Source organism: Nocardioides sp. (assembly GCF_036493135.1).
Lineage (GTDB): Bacteria > Actinomycetota > Actinomycetes > Propionibacteriales > Nocardioidaceae > Nocardioides.
The window spans coordinates 1-21048 of the sequence record NZ_DASXQG010000099.1; the positions used below are offsets into that span (position 1 = coordinate 1).

18 protein-coding genes and 2 pseudogenes are annotated in these 21048 nt (G+C 70.8%); 12 read left to right on the forward strand and 8 right to left on the reverse strand.

Annotation, left to right across the window (positions count from 1 at the left end; all coding sequences use genetic code 11):
- A pseudogene (locus tag VGJ24_RS18945) lies at window positions 1-299 on the reverse strand (preprotein translocase subunit SecA); the annotation flags it as partial.
- Between VGJ24_RS18945 and VGJ24_RS18950 the strand changes: the two are divergent.
- A pseudogene (locus VGJ24_RS18950) lies at window positions 271-1639 on the forward strand (preprotein translocase subunit SecA); the annotation flags it as partial. The pseudogenes VGJ24_RS18945 and VGJ24_RS18950 sit on opposite strands and share 29 nt — an antisense overlap.
- Complete coding sequence (locus VGJ24_RS19630) at window positions 1633-2022, forward strand: SEC-C metal-binding domain-containing protein (RefSeq protein WP_414691120.1); 390 nt, start codon at window positions 1633-1635, stop codon at window positions 2020-2022. The pseudogene VGJ24_RS18950 and the gene VGJ24_RS19630, both read left to right, overlap by 7 nt.
- 7 nt (window positions 2023-2029) lie before the next feature.
- Here VGJ24_RS19630 and VGJ24_RS18955 read toward each other — a convergent pair whose 3' ends face one another.
- Both VGJ24_RS18955 and VGJ24_RS18960 read right to left on the reverse strand, forming a co-directional pair.
- Complete coding sequence (locus tag VGJ24_RS18955) at window positions 2030-2575, reverse strand: Rv3235 family protein (protein ID WP_331502203.1); 546 nt, start codon at window positions 2573-2575, stop codon at window positions 2030-2032.
- On the reverse strand, window positions 2572-3264 hold the full coding sequence (locus VGJ24_RS18960) for a hypothetical protein (RefSeq protein WP_331502204.1): 693 nt from the start codon (window positions 3262-3264) through the stop codon (window positions 2572-2574). Before VGJ24_RS18960 ends, VGJ24_RS18955 begins: the two co-directional genes overlap by 4 nt.
- 124 nt (window positions 3265-3388) lie before the next feature.
- On the opposite strand from VGJ24_RS18960, the gene VGJ24_RS18965 reads away from it, so the two are divergent.
- Window positions 3389-3922: a hypothetical protein gene (locus tag VGJ24_RS18965; RefSeq protein ID WP_331502205.1), complete on the forward strand. Its 534-nt coding sequence runs from the start codon at window positions 3389-3391 to the stop codon at window positions 3920-3922.
- A gap of 4 nt (window positions 3923-3926) precedes the next feature.
- On the opposite strand, the gene VGJ24_RS18970 is transcribed toward VGJ24_RS18965, so the two are convergent.
- Genes VGJ24_RS18970 through VGJ24_RS18985 form a run of 4 tightly spaced genes read right to left on the reverse strand, consistent with a single transcriptional unit; the run spans window position 3927 to window position 7257 of the window.
- Complete coding sequence (locus VGJ24_RS18970) at window positions 3927-4256, reverse strand: sec-independent translocase (RefSeq protein ID WP_331502206.1); 330 nt, start codon at window positions 4254-4256, stop codon at window positions 3927-3929.
- Between the two features lie 3 nt (window positions 4257-4259).
- Window positions 4260-5414 (reverse strand): Mrp/NBP35 family ATP-binding protein, encoded by a 1155-nt coding sequence (locus VGJ24_RS18975; protein WP_331502207.1) that lies wholly within the window; start codon window positions 5412-5414, stop codon window positions 4260-4262.
- A gap of 27 nt (window positions 5415-5441) precedes the next feature.
- Window positions 5442-5948, reverse strand: coding sequence for a DUF1003 domain-containing protein (locus VGJ24_RS18980; protein ID WP_331502208.1), 507 nt, complete (start codon window positions 5946-5948; stop codon window positions 5442-5444).
- A complete protein-coding gene (locus tag VGJ24_RS18985; RefSeq protein ID WP_331502209.1) occupies window positions 5941-7257 on the reverse strand; it encodes a magnesium transporter MgtE N-terminal domain-containing protein in 1317 nt (438 codons plus the stop codon). Before VGJ24_RS18985 ends, VGJ24_RS18980 begins: the two co-directional genes overlap by 8 nt.
- A gap of 177 nt (window positions 7258-7434) precedes the next feature.
- Between VGJ24_RS18985 and VGJ24_RS18990 the strand changes: the two genes are divergently transcribed.
- The 9 genes from VGJ24_RS18990 to VGJ24_RS19030 all read left to right on the forward strand — a co-directional run bounded on the left by VGJ24_RS18990 (window position 7435) and on the right by VGJ24_RS19030 (window position 19916).
- Window positions 7435-8529, forward strand: coding sequence for an endonuclease/exonuclease/phosphatase family protein (locus tag VGJ24_RS18990; protein ID WP_331502210.1), 1095 nt, complete (start codon window positions 7435-7437; stop codon window positions 8527-8529).
- A gap of 28 nt (window positions 8530-8557) precedes the next feature.
- Window positions 8558-8956, forward strand: coding sequence for a hypothetical protein (locus VGJ24_RS18995; RefSeq protein WP_331502211.1), 399 nt, complete (start codon window positions 8558-8560; stop codon window positions 8954-8956).
- Window positions 8957-9096: 140 nt separating this feature from the next.
- Window positions 9097-10413 (forward strand): phospholipase D-like domain-containing protein, encoded by a 1317-nt coding sequence (locus tag VGJ24_RS19000; RefSeq protein ID WP_331502212.1) that lies wholly within the window; start codon window positions 9097-9099, stop codon window positions 10411-10413.
- 1 nt (window position 10414) lies between these two features.
- Window positions 10415-13483 (forward strand): cutinase family protein, encoded by a 3069-nt coding sequence (locus tag VGJ24_RS19005; RefSeq protein WP_331502213.1) that lies wholly within the window; start codon window positions 10415-10417, stop codon window positions 13481-13483.
- Between the two features lie 129 nt (window positions 13484-13612).
- Window positions 13613-15142 carry a hypothetical protein gene (locus VGJ24_RS19010; RefSeq protein ID WP_331502214.1) on the forward strand — a complete coding sequence of 510 codons (1530 nt, stop codon included), beginning with the start codon at window positions 13613-13615 and terminating at the stop codon, window positions 15140-15142.
- The gene (locus VGJ24_RS19015; protein WP_331502215.1) at window positions 15139-16440 is read left to right on the forward strand and encodes a DUF6752 domain-containing protein; all 1302 of its coding nucleotides are present in this window, start codon (window positions 15139-15141) and stop codon (window positions 16438-16440) included. Before VGJ24_RS19010 ends, VGJ24_RS19015 begins: the two co-directional genes overlap by 4 nt.
- On the forward strand, window positions 16437-16652 hold the full coding sequence (locus tag VGJ24_RS19020; RefSeq protein WP_331502216.1) for a hypothetical protein: 216 nt from the start codon (window positions 16437-16439) through the stop codon (window positions 16650-16652). Before VGJ24_RS19015 ends, VGJ24_RS19020 begins: the two co-directional genes overlap by 4 nt.
- On the forward strand, window positions 16645-17673 hold the full coding sequence (locus VGJ24_RS19025; RefSeq protein WP_331502217.1) for a glycosyltransferase family 2 protein: 1029 nt from the start codon (window positions 16645-16647) through the stop codon (window positions 17671-17673). The genes VGJ24_RS19020 and VGJ24_RS19025 overlap by 8 nt, the downstream gene beginning before the upstream one ends.
- Entirely contained in the window at window positions 17670-19916 is a 2247-nt protein-coding gene (locus VGJ24_RS19030) for a hypothetical protein (protein WP_331502218.1), read from the forward strand. Before VGJ24_RS19025 ends, VGJ24_RS19030 begins: the two co-directional genes overlap by 4 nt.
- Here VGJ24_RS19030 and VGJ24_RS19035 read toward each other — a convergent pair.
- Complete coding sequence (locus VGJ24_RS19035) at window positions 19913-20905, reverse strand: hypothetical protein (RefSeq protein WP_331502219.1); 993 nt, start codon at window positions 20903-20905, stop codon at window positions 19913-19915. The two genes, VGJ24_RS19030 and VGJ24_RS19035, sit on opposite strands and share 4 nt — an antisense overlap.
- Window positions 20906-21048 lie beyond the last annotated feature (143 nt).

Genomic DNA, 21048 nt, shown 5'->3' on the forward strand with positions numbered 1-21048 from the left:
CGTTCTGAGCCAAAGACGCGCATCAGTTCATCCTCCAATGAGACATAGAACTGGGTTTCGCCCGGGTCACCCTGACGTCCGGAACGGCCGCGGAGCTGGTTGTCGATACGACGAGCCTCATGGCGTTCGGTACCGATCACAAATAGTCCTCCTAAATCCTTCACTTCCTGCTGTTCTTCCGGGGTTGATGGCGTTCCTCCCAAGATAATGTCGACGCCACGTCCGGCTAGGTTGGTAGCAATGACGACATTGCCCTTCTTACCAGCCTGAGCGATGACCGAGGCCAGCGAGTTCGACAAGATCTACAAGCTCGGGGTGGTCCCCATCCCGACGAACCTGCCGATGATCCGCGGCGACCAGGCGGACCTCGTCTACCGCACCGAGGAGGCGAAGTACGAGGCGGTGGTCGACGACATCGCCGAGCGCAACGCGAACGGCCAGCCGATCCTGGTCGGCACCGTCTCGGTCGAGAAGTCCGAGCACCTCTCGAACAAGCTACGCGCCCGCGGCATCCCGCACTCCGTGCTGAACGCCAAGGTCCACGCCGACGAGGCGAAGATCGTCGCCATGGCCGGGCACCGGGGCGCGGTCACGGTCGCCACCAACATGGCCGGCCGCGGCACCGACATCATGCTCGGCGGCTCGGTGGAGTTCCTCGCCGACGAGGAGCTGCGCAAGAAGGGTCTGGAGCCCACCGGCGAGACCGCCGAGGAGTACGAGGCTGCGTGGCCGGGCACCGTCGAGCGGATCAAGGCCCAGGTCGCCACCGAGCACCAGCAGGTCAAGGAGGCCGGTGGCCTCTACGTCGTCGGCACCGAGCGACACGAGTCACGGCGTATCGACAACCAGCTCCGCGGCCGTTCCGGCCGTCAGGGCGACCCGGGCGAGTCGCGGTTCTACCTCTCGCTCGAGGACGAGCTGATGCGGCTGTTCAAGTCCGACTGGGTCGACCGGATCCTCCAAGTTCTCAAGATCCCCGACGACGTGCCGATCGAGAACAAGCGGGTCACCGGTGCGATCGCGAGCGCCCAGGGGCAGATCGAGGCGCAGAACTTCGACTCCCGCAAGAACGTCCTGAAGTACGACGACGTGATGGACCGCCAGCGTCACGTGATCTACGCCGAGCGCCGCAAGGTGCTCGAGGGTGCCGACCTGGAGGAGCAGATCGGCACGTTCATCGACGACGTCGTCGAGGGCTTCGTGACCGGTGCGACCGAGGGCTTCGCCGAGGAGTGGGACCTCGACGCCCTCCAGACGCAGCTGGGCCAGCTCTGGCCGCTGTCGCTGGACCTGAACCGGATGGCCGACGAGGTCGGCGGCGTCGAGGGTCTCGACCGCGACGAGGTGATCGAGGCGCTCCAGGGCGACGCCCACGCGGCGTACCAGCGCCGTGAGGAGGAGGTCGGCTCCGACGTCATGCGCGAGCTCGAGCGGCGTGTGGTGCTCTCGGTGCTCGACCGCAAATGGCGCGAGCACCTCTACGAGATGGACTACCTCCGTGAGGGCATCGGCCTGCGCGGCTACGCCCAGCGCGACCCCCTGGTCGAGTACCAGCGTGAGGGCTACGACATGTTCATGGCCATCATGGACGGCATCAAGGAGGAGTCGGTCGGCTTCCTGTTCAACCTCGACGTGCAGCTCGTCGACGAGGACGAGCCGGTCGAGGACGACGTCGAGGAAGAGCCGCTGCGGCGCGAGCTGCGGTCTCTCGACCAGCACGACCACGACGGCCACGACCACCGGCCGCAGATCAGCGCCAAGGGTCTCGACCAGAGCCGTACCCCACAGCACCTGGCCTACTCCGCGCCGTCCGAGGACGACTCGGCACTCGCGGTACCCGCCGCCTTCGGGGGCGATGCCCAGCCCGAGACCCGGCCGGGGACGACGATCACCAACGCCGACGACGAGTTCGCCGGGGTCGGCCGGAATGCGCTGTGCCCCTGCGGCTCGGGCAAGAAGTACAAGCGCTGCCACGGTGCACCGGGCGGCCCGACGGGCTTGACCGCGCGCATCAACGGGTGACCGGTCCTCACGCGAACTCGAGGGCGCTGACCTGCCAACGGTCGCGGATCAGCTCGAACCTGGCCGCGACGGCGCGGGAGCGCTGCCCGTACCGCACGTGCAGGCTGACCTCCGCGCACCGCTCGGACACGAAGCTCGTGTGCGCCGCGACCAGGTGGGGGCGGACCGACTGGACACCTCCGGTGCCCGGACGCCGTCCGACCGCGTTCGCCACGAGGTGCGCCCGGCGTGCGAGGTCCTGGTAGACCTCCGGCGTCGTCCAGCGCAGGACCTGCGAGACCGGTCGGTCGCCACCGACGATCTCCACCACCGCCGCGCCGATCCGGGCTGCGTGCTGCTCGAACCGGCGCCGTCGCACGAGGTCGACGGGCACCACGTCGAGCCCGGCTGCCGGTCGGCCCGACAGGTCCGGCTCGGGTACGTCGAGCCGTGGGCCGAGGTCGAGCGCGAGCGTCCCCTGCACGCTGGCGATCGGGATCGCCGGTGCCACCGGGAGCGGGACCACGTCGGCGCCGTCGAGCTCGGAGACAGCGGACTCGGAGACAGAGGTCATGACGCGTCCTTTCCTGAGAGACCCGCTTCTGGGAGATGGAGTCGTTGTCCCGGCTCGACCAGGCCGGGGTCGGGGCCGACGAGGGCGTGGTTGGCCGCGTAGATCGCGCGCCAGCGGGCGTCGACCGCGGAGTCCGAGGCGCCGGCCCCCAGATCGCGCGCGGCGATCGACCACAGGCAGTCGCCCGGGCGGACCAGGACGGTGCGGACCCGAACACGGCTGACCGGGGACCCGGTCGGCGCGACGGTGCGCTGGGGGAGCGGCAGGCCGTCCAGGAGCGCAGCGCCGTGCCGCTTGTACTGATGATGGTGGTGGCTCCGCTCATGGTCCGTGGCCAGAGCGGGAGCGGCGACGGTCGTGGTCAGGGCGACCCCGCACGCGGCCAGCAGGGCACGGCGTACGCCCGCGGGTGCGTGCCACGGCCGGCGACGCACGGGACACACCCCGCGCCAGCCCTCGACCACCGTCGCGGTGAGGACGACCCACGCCCAGGCGGCGCAGGCGAGGAGCGCGACCGAGGCCAGGTCGACCAGGGCCCGGTCCAACGCCACCGTGTCGAGTGATCCGCGCCCATCCCGGGCCGGGCTCGGCTCCAGAAGCAGGAAGAGCACGAGGGCGGTGAGCGTCGACGTCCCCGACACCCAGACGAACAGGCAGCGCCACCGGCTGCCGCGGTCCCCGAGAAGCACCGCGAAAAACCTTTCGTTTGTATCTGTTTGCCTCAGTCAACGACTGTTATCGCTGTTTGACAAGGGAGCGGTCAACGGCTGTGGATGACTCGGTGGCGGGCCGGGGCCGTGGCAGGGTGGCCGGATGGACTGGGACGAGCAGCTGTTCGCGATCCTGGACGACCTCGAGCAGCAGGCCCAGGCCCTCTACGACGCCGACCGGGCCAGTGAGCTGGCCGACCGCAGCCGCTCGGAGTACGCCGCGGTCACCCTGGTCAGCAGGCTGATGGCGTCGCTCGACGAGGACGTGACCCTCGACCTCCTCGGCGTCGGCCCGGTCTCGGGCCGGGTGCGCCGGGTCGGACCCGACTGGTGCCTGGTCCACGGGTCCGCCCAGGACTGGGTGGTCCGGTTGGCCGCGGTGAAGGGGGTCGAGGGTGCGTCCGCCCGCTCGGTCCCGGAGGTCGCCTGGTCACCGGTGAGCCGGCTGCGGCTCGGGTCGGCGCTGCGGCGCCTCGCGGACACCGCCGTGCCCTGCCGCCTCCACCGCGTCGACGGCACGACCCGGGACGGCGTGCTCACGCGCGTGGGTGCGGACTTCGCGGAGATGACGGTGGGGGAGGGCCGGGTGGTGCTGGCCGCGAGGGAGACGCTGTCGGCGGTGCAGAGTCGATCGTGACCGCCTACGTCGCGTCGGAGTCGAACGGAGGCAGCTCACCCGCGGCGAGGGGCACGACCTTCTGGCGCGGGTCCTCCTCGTCCATCCCCTCGTTCATCGCGTCGTAGATGTGCTTCTTCACGATCGCGCGCGGGTCGAGGTCGCGCAGGTCCAGGTCGGCGTACTCCGGGCCGAGCTCCTCACGCAGTTCGTCGCGCGCCTGGTTGGCGAACCCGCGCACCTGCCGGGCCAACCGCCCCGCTTGGCGCGCGAACTCGGGCAGCCTGTCGGGACCGAACACGAGGACGGCGACGAACGCGATCACCGCCAGCTCCGGTAGTCCGACTCCGAACATGGTTCAGAACTTAGCGCTGGGGGTGAGGCCGAGCTGGCGTCCTGCCAAACCTCGTCCGCGAGTGTCGAGGCGCTCGGCCACCGACATCAGCACCTGCGCCGCCTCCGACGTGGGGTCGGAGTCGACCACCGGCTTGCCGGCGTCGCCGCCCTCGCGGAGCGACTCCTCGATCGGCACCCGCCCGAGAAGGGGTACGTCGTACCCGAAACGGTCGGACAGCGTCTTCGCGACGCGCTCGCCGCCGCCGCTGCCGAACAGCTCCAGCGTGTGCTCGGGGCCGCAGTGGGGGCACACCAGGTAGCTCATGTTCTCGAGGACGCCGACCACTCGCTGGTGGACCATCGAGGCCATCGTCCCGGCACGCTCGGCGACCTCGGCGGCGGCCTCCTGCGGCGTGGTGACCACGACGATCTCGGCACCCGGGAGGTGCTGCCCGAGCGAGATCGCCATGTCGCCAGTGCCCGGCGGCAGGTCGAGCAGGAGTACGTCGAGGTCGCCCCAGTAGACGTCGGCCAGCATCTGCACGAGGGCCCGGTCGAGCATCGGCCCGCGCCAGGCCACGACCTGGTCGCGGCGGGGCTTGAGCATGCCGATCGAGATCACCGAGACGCCCGAGGGGGTCGGCACCGGCATGATCATCGACTCGACCTGGGTCGGCCGGTGGTCGGCGATCCCGAGCATCGCCGGAACCGAGTGTCCGTAGACGTCGGCGTCGACGATGCCGACCGTGCGACCCGCCTTCGCCAGGGCCAGCGCGAGGTTGACCGTCACCGACGACTTGCCGACGCCACCCTTGCCGCTGGCGATCGCGAACACCTTGGTCAGCGACCCCGGCTGCGAGAACGGGATCTCCTTGGGCGCCTGGCCGCCACGCAGGTTCTGCTGCAGCTCGGCCCGCTGCTCGGCGGTCATCGTCCCGAGCGTGAGATCGACCCCGGTGACCCCCTCCACCTCGCCCAGCGCGCGTCGTACGTCGCGGTCGATGGTGTCCTTGAGCGGACAGCCGGAGACGGTCAGCAGCACGGTCACCCGCACCAGGCCCGCGTCGTCGATCTCGACGTGGTCGACCATGCCCAGCTCGGTGATCGGCCGCTTGATCTCGGGATCGTGGACGGTGGCCAGGGCAGTGGTGAGGCGCGCGACATCAGGGGTGGACATGATGCCTCGATTCTACGGGGCGGCGGGTCAGGCCGGGGTGGCCGCCTCGTCGTCGTCCGGGTCGACGAGGTCGTCGCGCAGCGACCGCAGCTCGGACCGCATGAAGTCGCGGGTCGCGACCTCCCCGACGGCCATCCGCAGGGAGGCGACCTCGCGGGCCAGGAACTCCATGTCCGCGTGGCCGCGGGCGTTGGCCTGGCGGTCCTGCTCGGCCACGACCTTGTCGCGCGACTCCTGCCGGTTCTGGGCGAGCAGGATCAGCGGCGCGGCGTACGACGCCTGCAGGCTCAGGATCAGGGTCAGGAAGATGAACGGGTACTCGTCGAACCGCAGGTGATGCGGGGCCAAGGTGTTCCAGGCGATCCAGAACACGACGACGACGGTCATCCACATCAGGAACCGGGCGGTGCCCATGAACCGCGCGAACTGCTCGGCGAAGACGCCGAACGCGTCGCGGTCGTACGTCGGTGTGGGGATCAGGGTCCGACGCTGCTCCTTGGGAGTGTCCAGCCGACCGCCCCGGCGCTCAGCCACGTCGGGCCTCCGTGCTGATCGGCTGGTCGCGCCAGTTCTCGGGGAGCATGTGGTCGAGCAGGTCGTCGACGGTGACGGCGCCCAGCAGGTGGCCGTCGTCGTCCACGACCGGCGCCGCCACCAGGTTGTACGTCGCGAGGTGCGCCGCGACCTCGTCGATCGTCGCCTCGGGGTGCAACGGGTCCATCGACTGGTCGAGCGCCGCGGCGACCAGCGTCGACGGCGGCTCGCGCAGCAGGCGCTGGAAGTGGGCCACCCCGAGCAGCTTGCCCGTCGGCGTCTCGAGCGGCTGGCGGCAGACGTAGACCATCGCCGCCAACGACACCGGCAGCTCGACCTGCCGGATCTGGGCCAGCGCGTCCGCGATGGTCGCGTCGGGCCCGAGGATCACCGGCTCGGGTGTCATCATCGCGCCGGCCGTCTCCTCGGCGTAGGACATCAGGCGGCGGACGTCCTCGGCCTCGTCGGGCTCCATCAGTTCCAGGAGCTTGGCGGCGGTCTCGGGTGCCAGGTCGGCGATCAGGTCGGCGGCGTCGTCGGCCGTCATCTCCTCAAGCACGTCGGCGGCGCGCTCGATGTCGAGGTGCTCCAGGATCTCGACCTGGTCCTCGTCGGGGAGCTCCTCGAGGACGTCGGCGAGTCGCTCGTCGTCCAGGGCGGCGACCACGGCGGACCGCCGCTCCGGCGGCAGGTCGTGGATGACGCTGGCGGCGTCGGCGGCGCGCATCTCGTTCAGCGCCGCGATCAGGTGGGTGGCGCCCTGCGTGGGCTCACGCCCCACCAGCCCGACCACGTCGCGCCACTCGACGACGTGCGTCTGGCCGCGGCCGCGCAGGCTCTTGCGCCGCAGTCCCTTGCCCGGCTCCTGGACGGCGACCCGGCTCAGCACCCAGTCACGCGTGCGCACCTGCTCCATCGCTACGTCGTACACGGTGCCGGTGATACCGCCCTCGCCATGCTCACGGCGCTCGCCGGCCTCTATGGTCACCGTACGGTCGAGCATCTGTCCGATCACGAGCGTCTCGGTCGGGCGCTGCTCGAACCGGCGCATGTTGAGCAGTCCGGTGGTGTAGACCTGCCCGCTGTCGATGTGGGTGACCCGGGTCATCGGGACGAAGATCCGGCGGCGCCCGAACACCTCCGCGACCAGGCCGAGCACGCGTGGCTGGTTGGTCTCGGAGCGGATGGCGACCACGAGGTCGCGCACCTTTCCGACCTGGTCGCCCTGAGGGTCGAAGATGGGGAGGCCGACCAGGCGTGCGGCGTACACGCGGCCCGGCTTCGCCGGCCCCGACTGGGCGGTGCTCACAGACCTCAACGCTACCGTCGCGACGACGAGGTTCCCGGCAACTACGCGGTAACTACCCGCCCCGAGCGCAGCCCGTTTAGACTCGTGAGTCGACGCCCACCTGTTGACGGACCAGCGCCGGGCCGATGACGGAAGCGGTGTTGTGTCCACCCTCCGACCGCTCAGGGAGCGATCTCCATGGCCAAGCACCTCGGGACCCGGCGGCAGCCTCTGCTGCACACGGTGCCCCGCGGCCTCGCCTGGAGCGTCGGTGGATTCCTCGGCGTGGCCACCCTGACGGTGGTCGCCGTGGCGCAAGGGATGGCGTCCGGCAACGCCGACCGCGCCGCTGACGCCCTGAGCACGACCTCGGGGCGCACGGCCCAGACCGCTCATCACGCACCGGACGGCGCGCAGCGGGTCGACGTCTCTCGGCAGTCCGACCGGCAGCAGAGCTCGCCGTACCGCGTCCATCACGGCACGTCCCTGGCCCTGAAGCCCGCAGCGGCGCTGGCCCGCAAGATCAACGCGCTCTCGCCGGCCCACTCGACGTTCACCATCGCGCAGTCCAACATCCTGGGCAGCCAGCACAGCGCCGGCCGGGGCGGTTACGGGCCGGGCACCTCGCGCGCGGCCATCACGGCGTCCCTGCTGATCTCTCGCGGCGTCGACGTCGGCGGCATGCAGGAGGTGCAGTCCGACCAGCTCGGCGTGCTGCAGAGCCACATGCCGTCGTACTCCTTCTGGCCCGCCTCGAGCCTGGGCCACAACGGCGAGCGGCTCCAGGTCTACTGGCGCTCCGACCGGTTCACGATGGAGAAGTCGGGCTCGGTCACCTACACGTTCGCCAGCCAGCGGATCCCGCTGCCCTACGTCCTGCTCCGTGACCGGGCGACCGGGGCGGAGTTCTGGATGATCACGACACACAACTCCGCCGGCGGCCTGGAGGCGCAGCGCGACGCCGCGACCGGGGTCGAGATCAGCCTGATCAACCAGCTCAGGGCCACCGGCGTCCCGGTCATCATCACCGGCGACATGAACGAGCACACCGAGTTCTTCTGCCGCGTCGCGGCGTCGACCGGGATGGTCGCTGCCAACGGCGGCAGCGGTGCCGGTGGCTGCCACCTGCCGCCGCCGCCTCTGCGGGTCGACTGGATCATGGGTGGCGGTGGCGCCAGCTTCAGCGGATACCGACAGGACGCCGCGGGTCTCCACCGGGCCAGCGACCACTACTACCTCTACTCCGACGCGACCGCGACCTCCGACTGGTTCGCCCCGGGAACGACCCCATGACGGCGTGGTGACGGCGTACCATCGGCCCATGGGGAACCCGGCCAGGGCCGCCACTCTGGCGGCCGCCGCGCTGCTGACGGCGGGCACGCTCGCCGGGTGCGGATCCGACTCCTCGACCGTCGCCCAGGACCCCACGCCGTCGAGTCCGACGTCGCCGTCGACCTCGCAGACCTCCGGCCAGGATCCCAGCGGACCGGTCTGTGCCACGGTCTGGAAGAAGGGCGCCACCCTGCCCCAGCACTACCGCGGCTGCGTCATCGACGCCGGGTGGGTCAAGGCCGTGGTCTACCAGTGCAGTGACGGCCACCGCCTCGTGACCTACGCGCATGCGTTCTACGCCGCTCCGGGCCGTACTATCTCCCGGGCAGCAACGACGCTGGCCAAGGATCACGGCTTCCGCCAGACCATGGCGGTCTGCGAGGCCTGATCCTCGAGCAACTCTCAGCAGCTACCTGCAGCTGAGAACCCGTGGGGCTGGTGTGGCTTGAGTTACACTCCCACGGATCGATCGGGGTCCGAACCATCGCGCCACGGATCCCACGCGCCACCTTGGACGGAAACCACACCATGACCACTTCCTTTCGGAAGAAGCTGTGCCTCGCGCTCGTGCTTCCTCTTGTCCTCGTCGTCTTCGCGGCGGGCGCCTCGAGCCCGGCGCAGGCGTCGCCGGACCACTACAACCCGCCCAAGGGCGCGACGTTCAACAACCCGTACGGCGGCAGCATCGCGGCGCACCGGATCGTGCACCAGCTCGTGCGCACCATCAACAGCGTGAAGAAGGGTCACAAGATCCGGATCGCGTCATGGAACTTCCGCAGCAACGTGATCGCCAACGCGCTGATCGCCGCCCACCGGCGCGGCGTGAGCGTGCGGGTGCTCATGGACTACGGCAACTGGAACCCCGACATCCGCAACGACATCGCGCGGCGGACCAAGGCGGCGCTGTCCAAGGGCGACAAGCACCGCAAGCAGCCGATGAAGAGCTGGCTGCGCCGCTGCCGCGGCTCCTGCCGCGGTCACCACGGGATCGCGCACGTGAAGTTCTACGCCTTCGACAAGGTGAACCGGACCGGGAACGTCGTGATGTACGGGTCGGCGAATGCCACCGAGCTGGCGGCGACCATCCAGTGGAACGACGTCTACACGTTCACCAGGAGCCCGGACAAGTACCACGAGTTCATCCGCGTCTTCAACCAGATGAAGCACGACAGGGCAGTCCGTCAGGGCTTCAAGCACTACCAGCACGGCCGGATCGGGATCGACTTCTACCCCTACACCGGCAAGCGCACCCAGAGGGACCCGGTGCTGAGCGTGCTGAACCAGGTGCGGTGCTCCGGCGCGACCCGTGGCACCGGGATCCGCGGGCACACCAAGATCCGGGTCGCGCAGACCGCGACGTACGGCGAACGGGGCCTGGCCCTGGCCCAGCGCCTCGCGGTGATGAAGCAGCGGGGCTGCAACATCCGGATCGTCTACGCGATGTTCGGCCAGAAGGCGCTGAAGGTGCTGCGAGGGGCGAAGGTCCCGCTGACCCACCTCGCCTACGACGCCGACTGCAACGGCATCTACGACAAGTACGTGCACATGAAGTCGATGACCATCAGCGGCGTCTACGGCAAGAACACCCACGCGCGCTACACCTGGAACGGCTCGGCGAACTGGACACCCGTCTCACTGTCCAGCGACGAGGTCGTCGGGATCCTGCAGAAGGGCGACGCGACGGCGGAGTACTCCAACTGGATCGACTACCTCTTCACCCACGTCCCCGTGGCCTGGAAGCCGGGTCACTGCGACACGGTGGGCACGGCCCCGGATCGTTCGGTGCTCGCCCGGGCGCGGGCTCGTCACGTCGACCCCTACGCGTTGATCCGCAAGGACCTGTGACGTGCTGAGCGCGCCGACGAGGCTGCTGCGGGACCGGCGACTGGTCGTCGGTTCCGTGTCGGTCCTCCTCGTCGGCGCGCTCCTCGTCGCGATCGGCCACTGGGACGACCCCGCTCCCCAGGCAGCCGCGCCGGTCGCGGACCGTGGGGGCTCGGGGTGCGCCGACGTGCTGGTCGTGGGCGTCAACGGGAACGCCGAGCACCACGGCTACGGGCAGGCCTACGGCAAGACCGTCAACGCCGTCGTGAGCCGCGTCGTCGCCAGGGCGGAGGCACATGGTCGCCGGGTGGCCGTCCGCAGTGTTGGGTTGCGGACCCAGAAGCCCAACGCCGTGCTGCGCGACCGCCACACCGCGACGTCCCACACCGTGGCGGTGTTGAGCAAGGGCAAGGTCCGGCACTGGCGTTCCGCGGTGACCAGCGGCGTGCGCGACACGCGCCGGCTCGTGGGCGCGGCCTCCGCGGCCTGCCCCGACCGCCCGGTGCTGCTGGTGGGCTACGCGCAGGGCGCGGCCGTCGTCCACCGGGTGCTCGTCCGGGCGGCAGCCGAGGGCGGGCTCACCCGGCTCGTCGGCGGCGTCCTGGTCTCCGACCCCGACCGGGTCTCCCGTTCCGTGGCCCACCCGGTGCTCGGCGACCCGGCCGCGCTGCGGCGCCACCACGGCCTGTTCCCTGAGGTCTTGAAGCCGATCTCGGACGTGCCGGCCACGGGGGGCTCGTACGCCGTGTGGTCGGTCTGCATGCGGCACGACCTGGTCTGCGACCCGTCCCGGGCCGGCGTGCGCGCGTCGATCACCGCCGCCCGCTCCTACGTCCACTCGCCCGCGATGCGGGCCGTCGCCAGGGACGCGTGGCACCAGCTGGCCCTGTGGCCGGTCCCGAGTCCCCGCAACCAGGTCCTCACCGGCGCGGTCGGCGCGACAGTGCACCGCCAGCTCACCGTCGCGCCGGGGACCCGCGGCCGGGTCGCGTGGACCGAAGCCGCCGGACTCCCCGGTGGCCTCAGCCTCTCCTCGACCGGTCTCGTGTCGGGTACGCCGACCAAGTCCGGCACGTATCGGGTCACCTACCGCACCAGCAACACCCAGCCGGTCACGACGGGCCACACGGGATCACTCCTGGTGAAGATCACCCCGGCGTCGGTGAGTCTCTCGGCCGGAGGGCAGACCACCTGCGTCACCCGGTCCGACGGCACCGCCCGCTGCTGGGGCCGCAACGACTACGGCCAGGTCGGCGACGGCAGCACGACGCGGCGCGACACTCCGGCGAACGTCGTGGGCAGGGGCTGGGCCACGATCAGCACCAGTGGTGCCAGCACCTGCGGCGTCAAGGAGGACGGCACCCTGTGGTGCTGGGGCCTCGACAACTACGGCCAGCTCGGCATCGGCCACGGAGTGCCCAGGCACCGTCCGAACCAGGTCGGCACGGGCACGAAGTGGGCGACGGTCTCGAACGCCTGGACGCACACCTGCGCCACCAAGACCAACGGCACCTTGTGGTGCTGGGGCCAGAACCTCTGGGGTCAGCTCGGGATCGGGACCGTCGACCGTCGGCACGGCAAGCCGCAACGCGTCGGAACCGCCATCAACTGGCAGTCGGTCACCACCGGCGGCTGGCACTCGTGCGCCCTCAACGTCGCCGGCCAGGCGTTCTGCTGGGGTCACAACAGCTTCGGCGAGCTCGGTGACGGCACGACCAGGACCCGGAGCGCGCCGGTCCGGGTCTACGGCGGAGCCACGTGGCTCCAGCTGAGCTCGGCGTGGGCCCAGACCTGCGGCATCACCCAGACCGGCCGGATGCTCTGCTGGGGCTTCAACCGGCAGGGCCAGCTCGGTGACGGCACGCTCACCAACCACGCCCGACCGACCACCGTCCTGGGCGGGCAGACCTGGACCCAGGTGACCACCGGCGACGGCTCCACCTGCGCCACGGCCGATGACGGGCGCCTGTGGTGCTGGGGCGACGATCGCTACGGACAGCTCGGAGACGCCGCGACGTCCGCGCCGAAGCCGACCCCGACCGAGGTCGCGGCCCTGACGTCGCCGATCCAGATCACCTCCGCCGGCTGGCTCCACACCTGCGCGATCCCCGTGGGCGGCACGTTCACCTGCTGGGGGAACGACGAGATGGGCCAGCTCGGCGACGGCGGCACCCAGACGGTCAAGAAGCTCGGCACCGCCCATCAGTCACCCGCACACCAGGTCGACCTGCGCCGGAGCGACCTGCCGTCGAAGCGGTATCTCGACCACGCCTCAGCGCGGCAGATCGCACGGACCGGCCTCGCCTCGCGGCCGTCGGTGCCCGACCGGTCGCGCACCAGCGCCCGCCGGACCAGCGTCACGCCGTTCACGATCATGTCGATGAACATGCTGGGCAGTCAGCACACGGCGCCGGGTAGCGACGAGCCCAACATGGCACCCGGGCGCATCCGCGCGGAGTGGGCGAGCACCTACTTCGGGATGCGGCGCGCCTCGCTGGTCGGCATGCAGGAGCCTCAGCCCGACCAGATCGTGGCGCTCGACTCGGCCACGCGCCACGCGTTCAAGTTCTATCCCGGCAACTCCCTGGGGTACGCCGGGGCGCCGCAGTCGGTGATGTGGAAGCGCGACGCCTGGAAGCTGACCTGGCACAGCTCGATCTCGATCCCGTTCACCGGCGGCTGGCGGCCGCAGCCGATCGTGAAGCTGCAGCAGCGTGCGACCGGGGCCCAGGTCTACTGGATCAACGTGCACTTCTCGGCCAGGCGTGCCCACCAGGCCGATCGCAACAAGGCCATGAAGATCCTGCTCAAGGCGATCCACCAGCTGAAGCGCGACCACCTGCCGATCCTCCTGACCGGCGACTTCAACGAGATCGCCCCGGCGTTCTGCTCGATCACCGGCAAGACGCCGCTCGAGGCGGCGACCGGCGGCAGCTACGCGCACGGGAGGTGCGTGCTCCCCAAGGGCGCTCGGATCGACTGGATCTTCGGGTCGAAGGGCTCCTTCTCGAAGGCGCTGATGGACGACTCCGCGCAGGTGCGCCGGACGACCGACCACCACGTGCTGTCCGCCCTCTTCGGGACCCGGTAGTCTCCGGGGCTCGGCACCAGGACCGGAGGACGCACCCGGCACCCCGTCAGGCCCGGCACGGATGAGGCAGGAGAGAACGTGAGGCTCATGCGGGCGCGCGCGCTCGGTCGTCGGGTGGGGAGACCTCCGATGCGGGTCGACGACCAGGGCCTGCACTTCGGCGACAGCTTCTCGGGTTCGCTGGACGTGATGATGGACGGGCAGCGCGTCTGGTCGTTCGGCACCACGGACGCAGCGCCGTCGGTGACCACCGTCGAGTGGCCCAAGCGGCTCCGCCGCCGCCTCGAGGGCAGCGCGGACGTGCGGATCATCTCGGGTGGCGACGAGCTCTTCTCCGGCACCGTCAGGTTCGGCGGCGGCGAAGGTCGTCCCCGGTTCGTCGACAACAACGGCATCCCGATCTTCATCGACAAATGGGGCCTGATCCAGCGCCCGTTCGACGGTCGACGCGAGGCCGGCGTGGTCGACGCGATGGTCGACATGGCGCGGAGGGTTCTCCAGATCATGCGCGACGACTGCCGCATCGACGGCTGGCTGTCCTTCGGCACGCTGCTCGGCGCGGCCCGTGACGGTCGCGCGATCGGCCACGACTCCGACATCGACCTCAACTACCTGAGCGAGAAGCAGACCCCGGCCGAGATGGCCGTCGAGCTCTGGGACATCGGCCGCGCCCTGCGCGCTGCCGGACTCAAGGTGCAGCACCGGTCCGCGAGCTTCGTGACCGTGCGGTTCAAGGTGCCCGACGGCGGCTGGGGCAACCTGGACGTCTACACGTGCTTCTACGTCGAGGACCGGCTGCACGAGACCGCGACCGTCCGGGAGGTCGTACCCCGCGAGGCGGTGCTGCCGCTGCGGGAGCTGCCGTTCGAGGGACATCGGCTGCCCGCGCCCGCCGACCCCGACCTGCTCCTCGCCGTCTCCTACGGTCCCGGGTGGAAGGTTCCGGACCCGTCGTTCCGGCACCTGCCCGGCCCGGACATCACGCAGCGCTTCGACGGCTGGTTCGGCTCGCTGATGAAGTGGCGGCGCGACTGGAACGCCCACAACACCCGGGTCGCTGAGGAGGGCGGGCGCCCGTCGCGGTTCGCCCGCTGGGTCGACCCCCAGCTCGTGGGCGTCGGGCGGGTGATCGAGGTGGGCTGCGGTGCGGGCTTCGACCTTCCCGTGTACGCCGCGCACAGGCGGCGCGTGCTCGGCCTCGACTACGCACTGCCGCGCGGCGCGGGTGGTCATCGGCCCGCAGCGACCCGAGAGTTCAGCCTCGACGACCTCCGCGACGTGCTGACGCTCGGTGCCCAGCTCTCCCGGCGTGACGGCGAGCAGGCGGTGGTCGCCCGGCACCTGCTCGAGTCGCTGACGCCCGACAGCACCGAGGCGTTCTTCACCTTCTGCAAGATGGTCCTGCGGCGCGGCGGCCGCGCCTACCTGGAGGGTGTCGCCCGCACGCCCCGTGACGCCCATACGTGGCACACGCGCCACGAGTCCGGGCGGATCCGGTCGCTGGACCCGGACCGGGTGGCGACTCAGGCCGAGGCGTCCGGGGGGCGTATCGTCTCCCGCGCCGGGTTCGACGAGGCCGCGCGAGCCGTCCGCACAGGACCTCCCGCCACATGGCGCATGACCGTCGAGTGGGGACCGACCGCGAGGAGCACACGATGACGGAGCGCGTCTACCTGCACGTGGGCGCACCGAAGTCCGGGACCACCTATCTCCAGCGCGTGCTCGACGCCAACCGGGCCACCCTCGAGGCCGCCGGCACGCTGCTGGTCGGTGAGCGCCATCTCGACCGCATCCATGCCGCGATGGCGGTCCGTGAGGACCCGCGACTCGCCGAGCTCCCGGAGTCGGCGCGGACGGCGTGGACCCGCCTGGTGCGCCAGATCGACGGCTGGAAGGGCCCGTCGGCCGTCCTCAGCTACGAGCTGTTCGCGGTCGCCTCGGCCGAGCAGGCTGCCCGCGTCCTGAAGGACCTCGCGGCGTACGACGTGCACGTGGTCGTGTCCGCGCGCGACCTGGGCCGCTCGGTGGTCTCGGCCTGGCAGGAGCGGCTGAAGTTCGGCCTGACCACGCCGCTGGAGAGGTGGCAGCCCAAGCCGGAGTCGGCCGAGAGCAGCGAGTGGGGCTGGCGCACCCTGGACCCCTCCGGGGTCGCGGAGCGTTGGGGCTCGACGCTGCCGCCCGACCACGTCCACGTCGTGACCGCGCCCCGGCCCGAGGCCGGCCCCTCGGAGCTGTGGCGACGCTTTGCCGACGCCTGCGCACTCGACGGCCTCGATGTCTCCCTCGACGTGAGCCGCGCCAACGAGTCGATGGGCGTGGTGCAGGCCGAGCTGCTGCGCCGGGTCAACGGCACGCTGCGCACCCAGATCAGTGGCAGCCGGCAGCGTTCGGTCTGGATCCGCGACCTGCTGGCCCAAGAGGTGCTGGCCCCTCTCGGCAGCGAGCGCATCGGCGTGCCTGAGGCGCAGGCCGCCGAGGCGGCCGAGGTCTGGCGACGCGCCATCGAGCGCATCCGTTCCGGGGGGTACGTCGTCCACGGCGACCTCGCCGACCTCGAGCCGGCCGCGTCCGCCGACCGGCTCCCCAGCCAGGTGACCGAGGCCGAGCTGACCGAGGCGGCGGTGGTCTGCATCTCGTCGCTCGTGGTGACCATGCGCGACCGGAGCGCCGGCCCGACGCCGACACTGGCGCCGGCACCGTCACCGGTGCCGCCGGGCCGCCGCCAGCGGGTGCGCAACCTCGCGGTCCGCGCGGCCGGGCCCTACAACAACGTGCGCGTGCGGCAGCTGAGCCGGCGCGTGGACGAGCTCGAGCGCGAGGTGCAGCAGGCACGGCGTCTCCACCTGCGCATCGCCACGCTCCAGGACCTCGTCACCGAGCTGCTCCTGGACCCCGAGTCCCAGGACGAGGGCGTGACCGGAAGGGCCCTGCGTCGCTACCGCCAGGAGTCCCTGTGAGGCCGTCGAGGGAGGTGCTCAGGAAGGGCACCGACGCGGCCTTGCCGACGGTCCGCCTGGCTCGTCGGGTGCGCCGGCTCGAGGAGGGCGTCCGTGAGAACGCGCTGCTCGCGGTCCCGCTGGAGGAGCACGTCGCACGGATCGAGCAGAGCCTGGTGCCCTTGCTCGAGGCGGCCCCACGTGCGGAAGCACAGCGGAGGCGACGTGGCTGACCCCGCGCCGCGGCAGCACCACCGGCCCGACCTGTCGGTGGTGATCCCCTGCTACAACGAGCAGGACTCCCTGCCACACCTGGTGGAGGTGCTCTCGGCCGAGCTGCCGCAGCTGGTCTCGTCGTTCGAGGTGATCCTGGTCGACGACGGCAGCCACGACCGCACCCTGCCGATCCTGCGGGAGATCACCCGGGCGCACCCCGGCTTCCGCTACCTCGCCCTCAGCCGCAACTTCGGCAAGGAGTCGGCGATGCTGGCCGGCCTGAGCCACGCTCGTGGCGAGAAGGTCGCGATCATGGACGCCGACCTCCAGCACCCGCCGGAGCTGCTGGGGCAGATGCTGCCGCTGCTCGACGGCGACGTGCAGCAGGTCGTGGCGCGCCGTACTCGGGACGACGACCCGGCGGTGCGGACCTTCCTCTCCAAGACCTACTACCGCCTGATCAACCGCCTCATCGACGTCGACCTCGAGGACGGAGTGGGTGACTTCCGCGTGCTCGACCGTACGGCGGTCAAGGCGTTGCTCACCCTGGGCGAGACCAACCGCTTCTCCAAGGGCCTGTTCGCGTGGATCGGCTTCGACACGGCCGTGGTCGACTACAAGAACGTGTCGCGCGCCGCGGGCACCACCAAGTGGCGGATGTCCGACCTGTTCAACTACGGCATCGACGGCGTGGTCTCGTTCAACTACCGCCCCCTCCGACTCTCGATCTGGTTCGGCGTGATGGTCACCGCGGTCGCCGTCCTGTACGCGTTGTGGGTGCTCGGATCGGCGATCGTGAACGGCAACTCCGCGCCCGGCTACGTGACCCTGATCTGTGCCATCTCGGGCTTCGGTGGCGTGCAGATGATCCTGCTGGGCGTGATCGGCGAGTACCTCGGCCGCATCTATGCCGAGACCAAGCGCCGCCCGCTGTTCCTGCTCAAGGAGAGCAGCCACGGCGTCCCGACGGCGGTGACCACCGCGCTGGGGCCCGAGCACGAGGACCGCTTCGCGACCCACCAGCTGGAGGACGAGTGAAGGCACGCCTGATCGGAGGACGACTGGTGTGGCCGCTCGTGGTCGTCGTCGCCACGGCGGTGTTCGCGGCGATCCCCAAGCTCGCGACGACCTGGTTCTACCAGCGCGGTGACACCGCGGTGCAGTTCGCGCCGACGTGGTTCCACCTCGGAGAGCTGACCCGTGACGGCGTCTTCCCCGCCTGGCTCGACCCGAACGCCTGGGCCGGCGGCAACTACGCCGCCGAGGCGCTGTTCGGCATCTACGACCCGCTCAACATCCCGGTCTGGCTCGCCATGTCGGCCGGCGGCGACCTGATGACGTCGATGTTCCTGATCAAGCTCTGCTTCATGGTGCTGCTGGCCCTGGGCACCTACCTGCTCTGCCGGGAGTACGACGCGGAGGCGTGGGCCGCCGCCTCGGTCGCCGTGGCGCTGCCGTTCTGCGGTTTCACGCTCTTCTGGGACGCCGGCTCCTGGGCGTCCGGGCTGATCGCCTTCTCCTACACGCCGTGGGTCTGGTTCGTGCTCCGGCGGGTGATGCGGGGCACCGCGAACCCGTTCTGGGGTTTCGTGGTCGGGGCGCTCGCGGTCACCCAGGGCAACCCGTACGGCGTTCTCGCCCTGGTGGTGGTCGGCCTCGGCCTGGTCCTCGAGGGACTCCTCGACGTCGACCGCACCGATCGATGGACCGGCGTGCTGAAGCTGGTCGGGGTCGGCGCCTGCGCCGCCCTGCTGCTCCCGCTGGTGTTCCTGCCTCTGCTCCAGACCAGCGACCTGACCGTCCGCGCGTTCGGGGCGCTGCTCGGGAACACCGGAAAGCTGCAACCGGTGGCGGGCGACTTCCTCCAGGCCAGCAACCCGACTGCGGTGCCGCCGATCCGGGCGATCACCGGGCCGATGACGGTGCCCGCGACGTTCCTCGCATGGTTCGTGATGCCCCTGCTGCCGTGGCTGCGCTGGGGCGACCTCCGGGGGCGTCTGCGTCCGATCGTGGCCCCGATGGCGGTCTCGGTCGTCTACCTCGCGCTGGTGCTCGCACCCTCCAAGCTCTGGATGTTCCGCTGGCCGCTGCGCGTCACCGAGTACCTCTACCTGGGGCTGCTCGTGCTGTTCGCCCGGCTACTCAGCCGCGGGCTGGCCACCACACAGGTGCGCGAGCGGGTCGTCGGATCGGTCGTCGCGATCGGCGTGCCGGCGTACCTCGCCTGGGCGAACAATCCGTCGGCCCTGCATCGGCTCGCTGCCGGCTCCGCGCTGGTCGTCGTCCTCACCGTGCTCGCGCTGCTGGCGGCTCGGCTGGGCCCGCTGCGCACGACCGCCCTGGCCGGGGTGTTCATCATCGGCACCGGTCTCGGTGTCACGCTGCAGATGAAGGCGTTCGGCGAGAACAAGGGCTCGCGCGTCTGGCACACCCCGAGCAATGTGGCGGCGATGAACAGCCGCTTCAACGACCGCTCCGGCACGGTCATGCAGTTCTCGGACTTCGAGCACCTCCAGCACCAGAAGACGCTGAAGGCGCTCACCGCCAAGTGGCAGTACTTCCTGCCCGGCAGCCTGTACGACGTCACCGAGGTCGACGCGGTCAACCACTACACCGGCATGGGGTTGGTGCGCTTCCAGCGCAGCCTGTGCATGGGGTACGACGGGTTCACCCGGCCGTGCGGCTATCGCAGCATCTTCCAGTCGCCGCAGCTCTCGCTGCCGCCCCTGGCGGACCTGATGAAGGTCGAGACCATCGTGGTGGATCCGAAGCAGGCGCGCGCCGCCGGCGTCACACCGCCCGCGGGCTGGACCCAGGTGACCGGCAACGCCCAGGTGCAGGTGTACCGACGTACGCAACCACTGCCCTGGCCCGGCAGCCGCCTGAGCTTCGTCCCGAACGGCGCGACGGTCACCGCGGCCGCCACCGTCGACATCCGGCACGAGCGCGTCGACCTGTCTGCGACCGGCAACGGGGGCCAAGCGGTCTTCGCGATGCTCGGCTGGCCGGGCTGGCACGCGACCTTCGCCGGGCACGATGCCCACGTCGGGCGCGACTCGGCCGGACTGCTCACCGTCACCCTTCCGCCCGACGCCGCCGGCCGGCTCGAGCTCACCTACACCCCGCCGGGACTGACCGCGAGTCTCGCGGCCGGTGGTCTCGGGCTGCTCGGCGCGCTTGCCCTGGGCTGGTTCGGCCGGCGCCGGAAGGAGCGCGTGGACGAGGTGGCTGACGACGAGACCGACGAGGTCGAGGAGTCGGCCGTGCCCAGCGCGACCTAGTCGGCTCGGATCCGCGTCGCCTGCCGCAGAGTCCCCTCGAGGGCGGTAAGCGCGGCGTCGAGCTGCGCCTCCGCGCTCACCGAGTCCGGGTCGCCGCCCGGGACGTCGAACGGCGTCAGGTCGTCGAGGTCCCCGACGACGTGCACGCCGCTGTCGGAGATCTGCGACCGGATCAGCACGGCCTCCTCGCGCAGCCAGTCGGGAACGGTGAACCCGATGGCCTCCTCCTGGGGCCGGTGGGCAGGCAGCAGGTGCTTGCCGACCGCCTTCACCCGGCGCTTGTAGTCCTTCACCGTGAGGTCGCCGGTCATCTCGTTCAGCCGACGCATCACCAGGGCGGACGCGACGCCCAGCGACTCGTTGATGCGGGGCGCGTCGTCCCACGACGACTCCTCGCGGATGCCGGCCGCCTCACAGAAGCGCTCCCAGAGCAGCTCACCGCGCGCCCCGGGGGGCGGCAGGGTCACGACGTACACGCGCTCGGAGCCGAGCCGCCCGGCCCAGCGGGACACGATCCGGCCCGCGTGCTGCTGCCGCCAGAACCGGCGGCCGTTGTCGGCCCCGTCGCGGATGCCGTCGACGTACTCACCGAAGGTCCGGATGGAGCGGTTCTTGACCGCCTCCTGCCACATCGCCGGCACCGTCCGGCCGAGGTCGCGCGCGCCGACGACGATCCGGAGCTCGGCATCTCCGAAGCTGTCGGCGAGGATCCCGATCCCGCGCTGTCCGGCCATCACGAGGTATTCCATGGAGATCACCCCGGTGCCCTCGTAGGCATTGATCTCCTCGGTCAGGGAGTCCCAGGAGCCGGGGGTGTGTCCCGGGTGACCCATCAGGTCCTGGACGGCGTTCACGTGCCGACGCCAGCCGGGTCCGGGGAACAGCACGCCCTGAGCGGCGAGCCGTGCGCGGTTGGCACTGAGCCGCCCCTGGATGAACGTCGTCCCGGACTTCATCAGCCCGATGTGGACGACCACGCACTGCGCCATGACGGCAGTCTGCCAGTCGCCGGACCGGCCGGGAGCCGAGCGACCGACCGTCCGCCGGGCCGTCATCGAGGGGGCCGTCGAATGGGTCACAGTCGATTTCGGGTGTCCCGCCCCGGCGGACATACTGGTCGGCGCCATCCCGG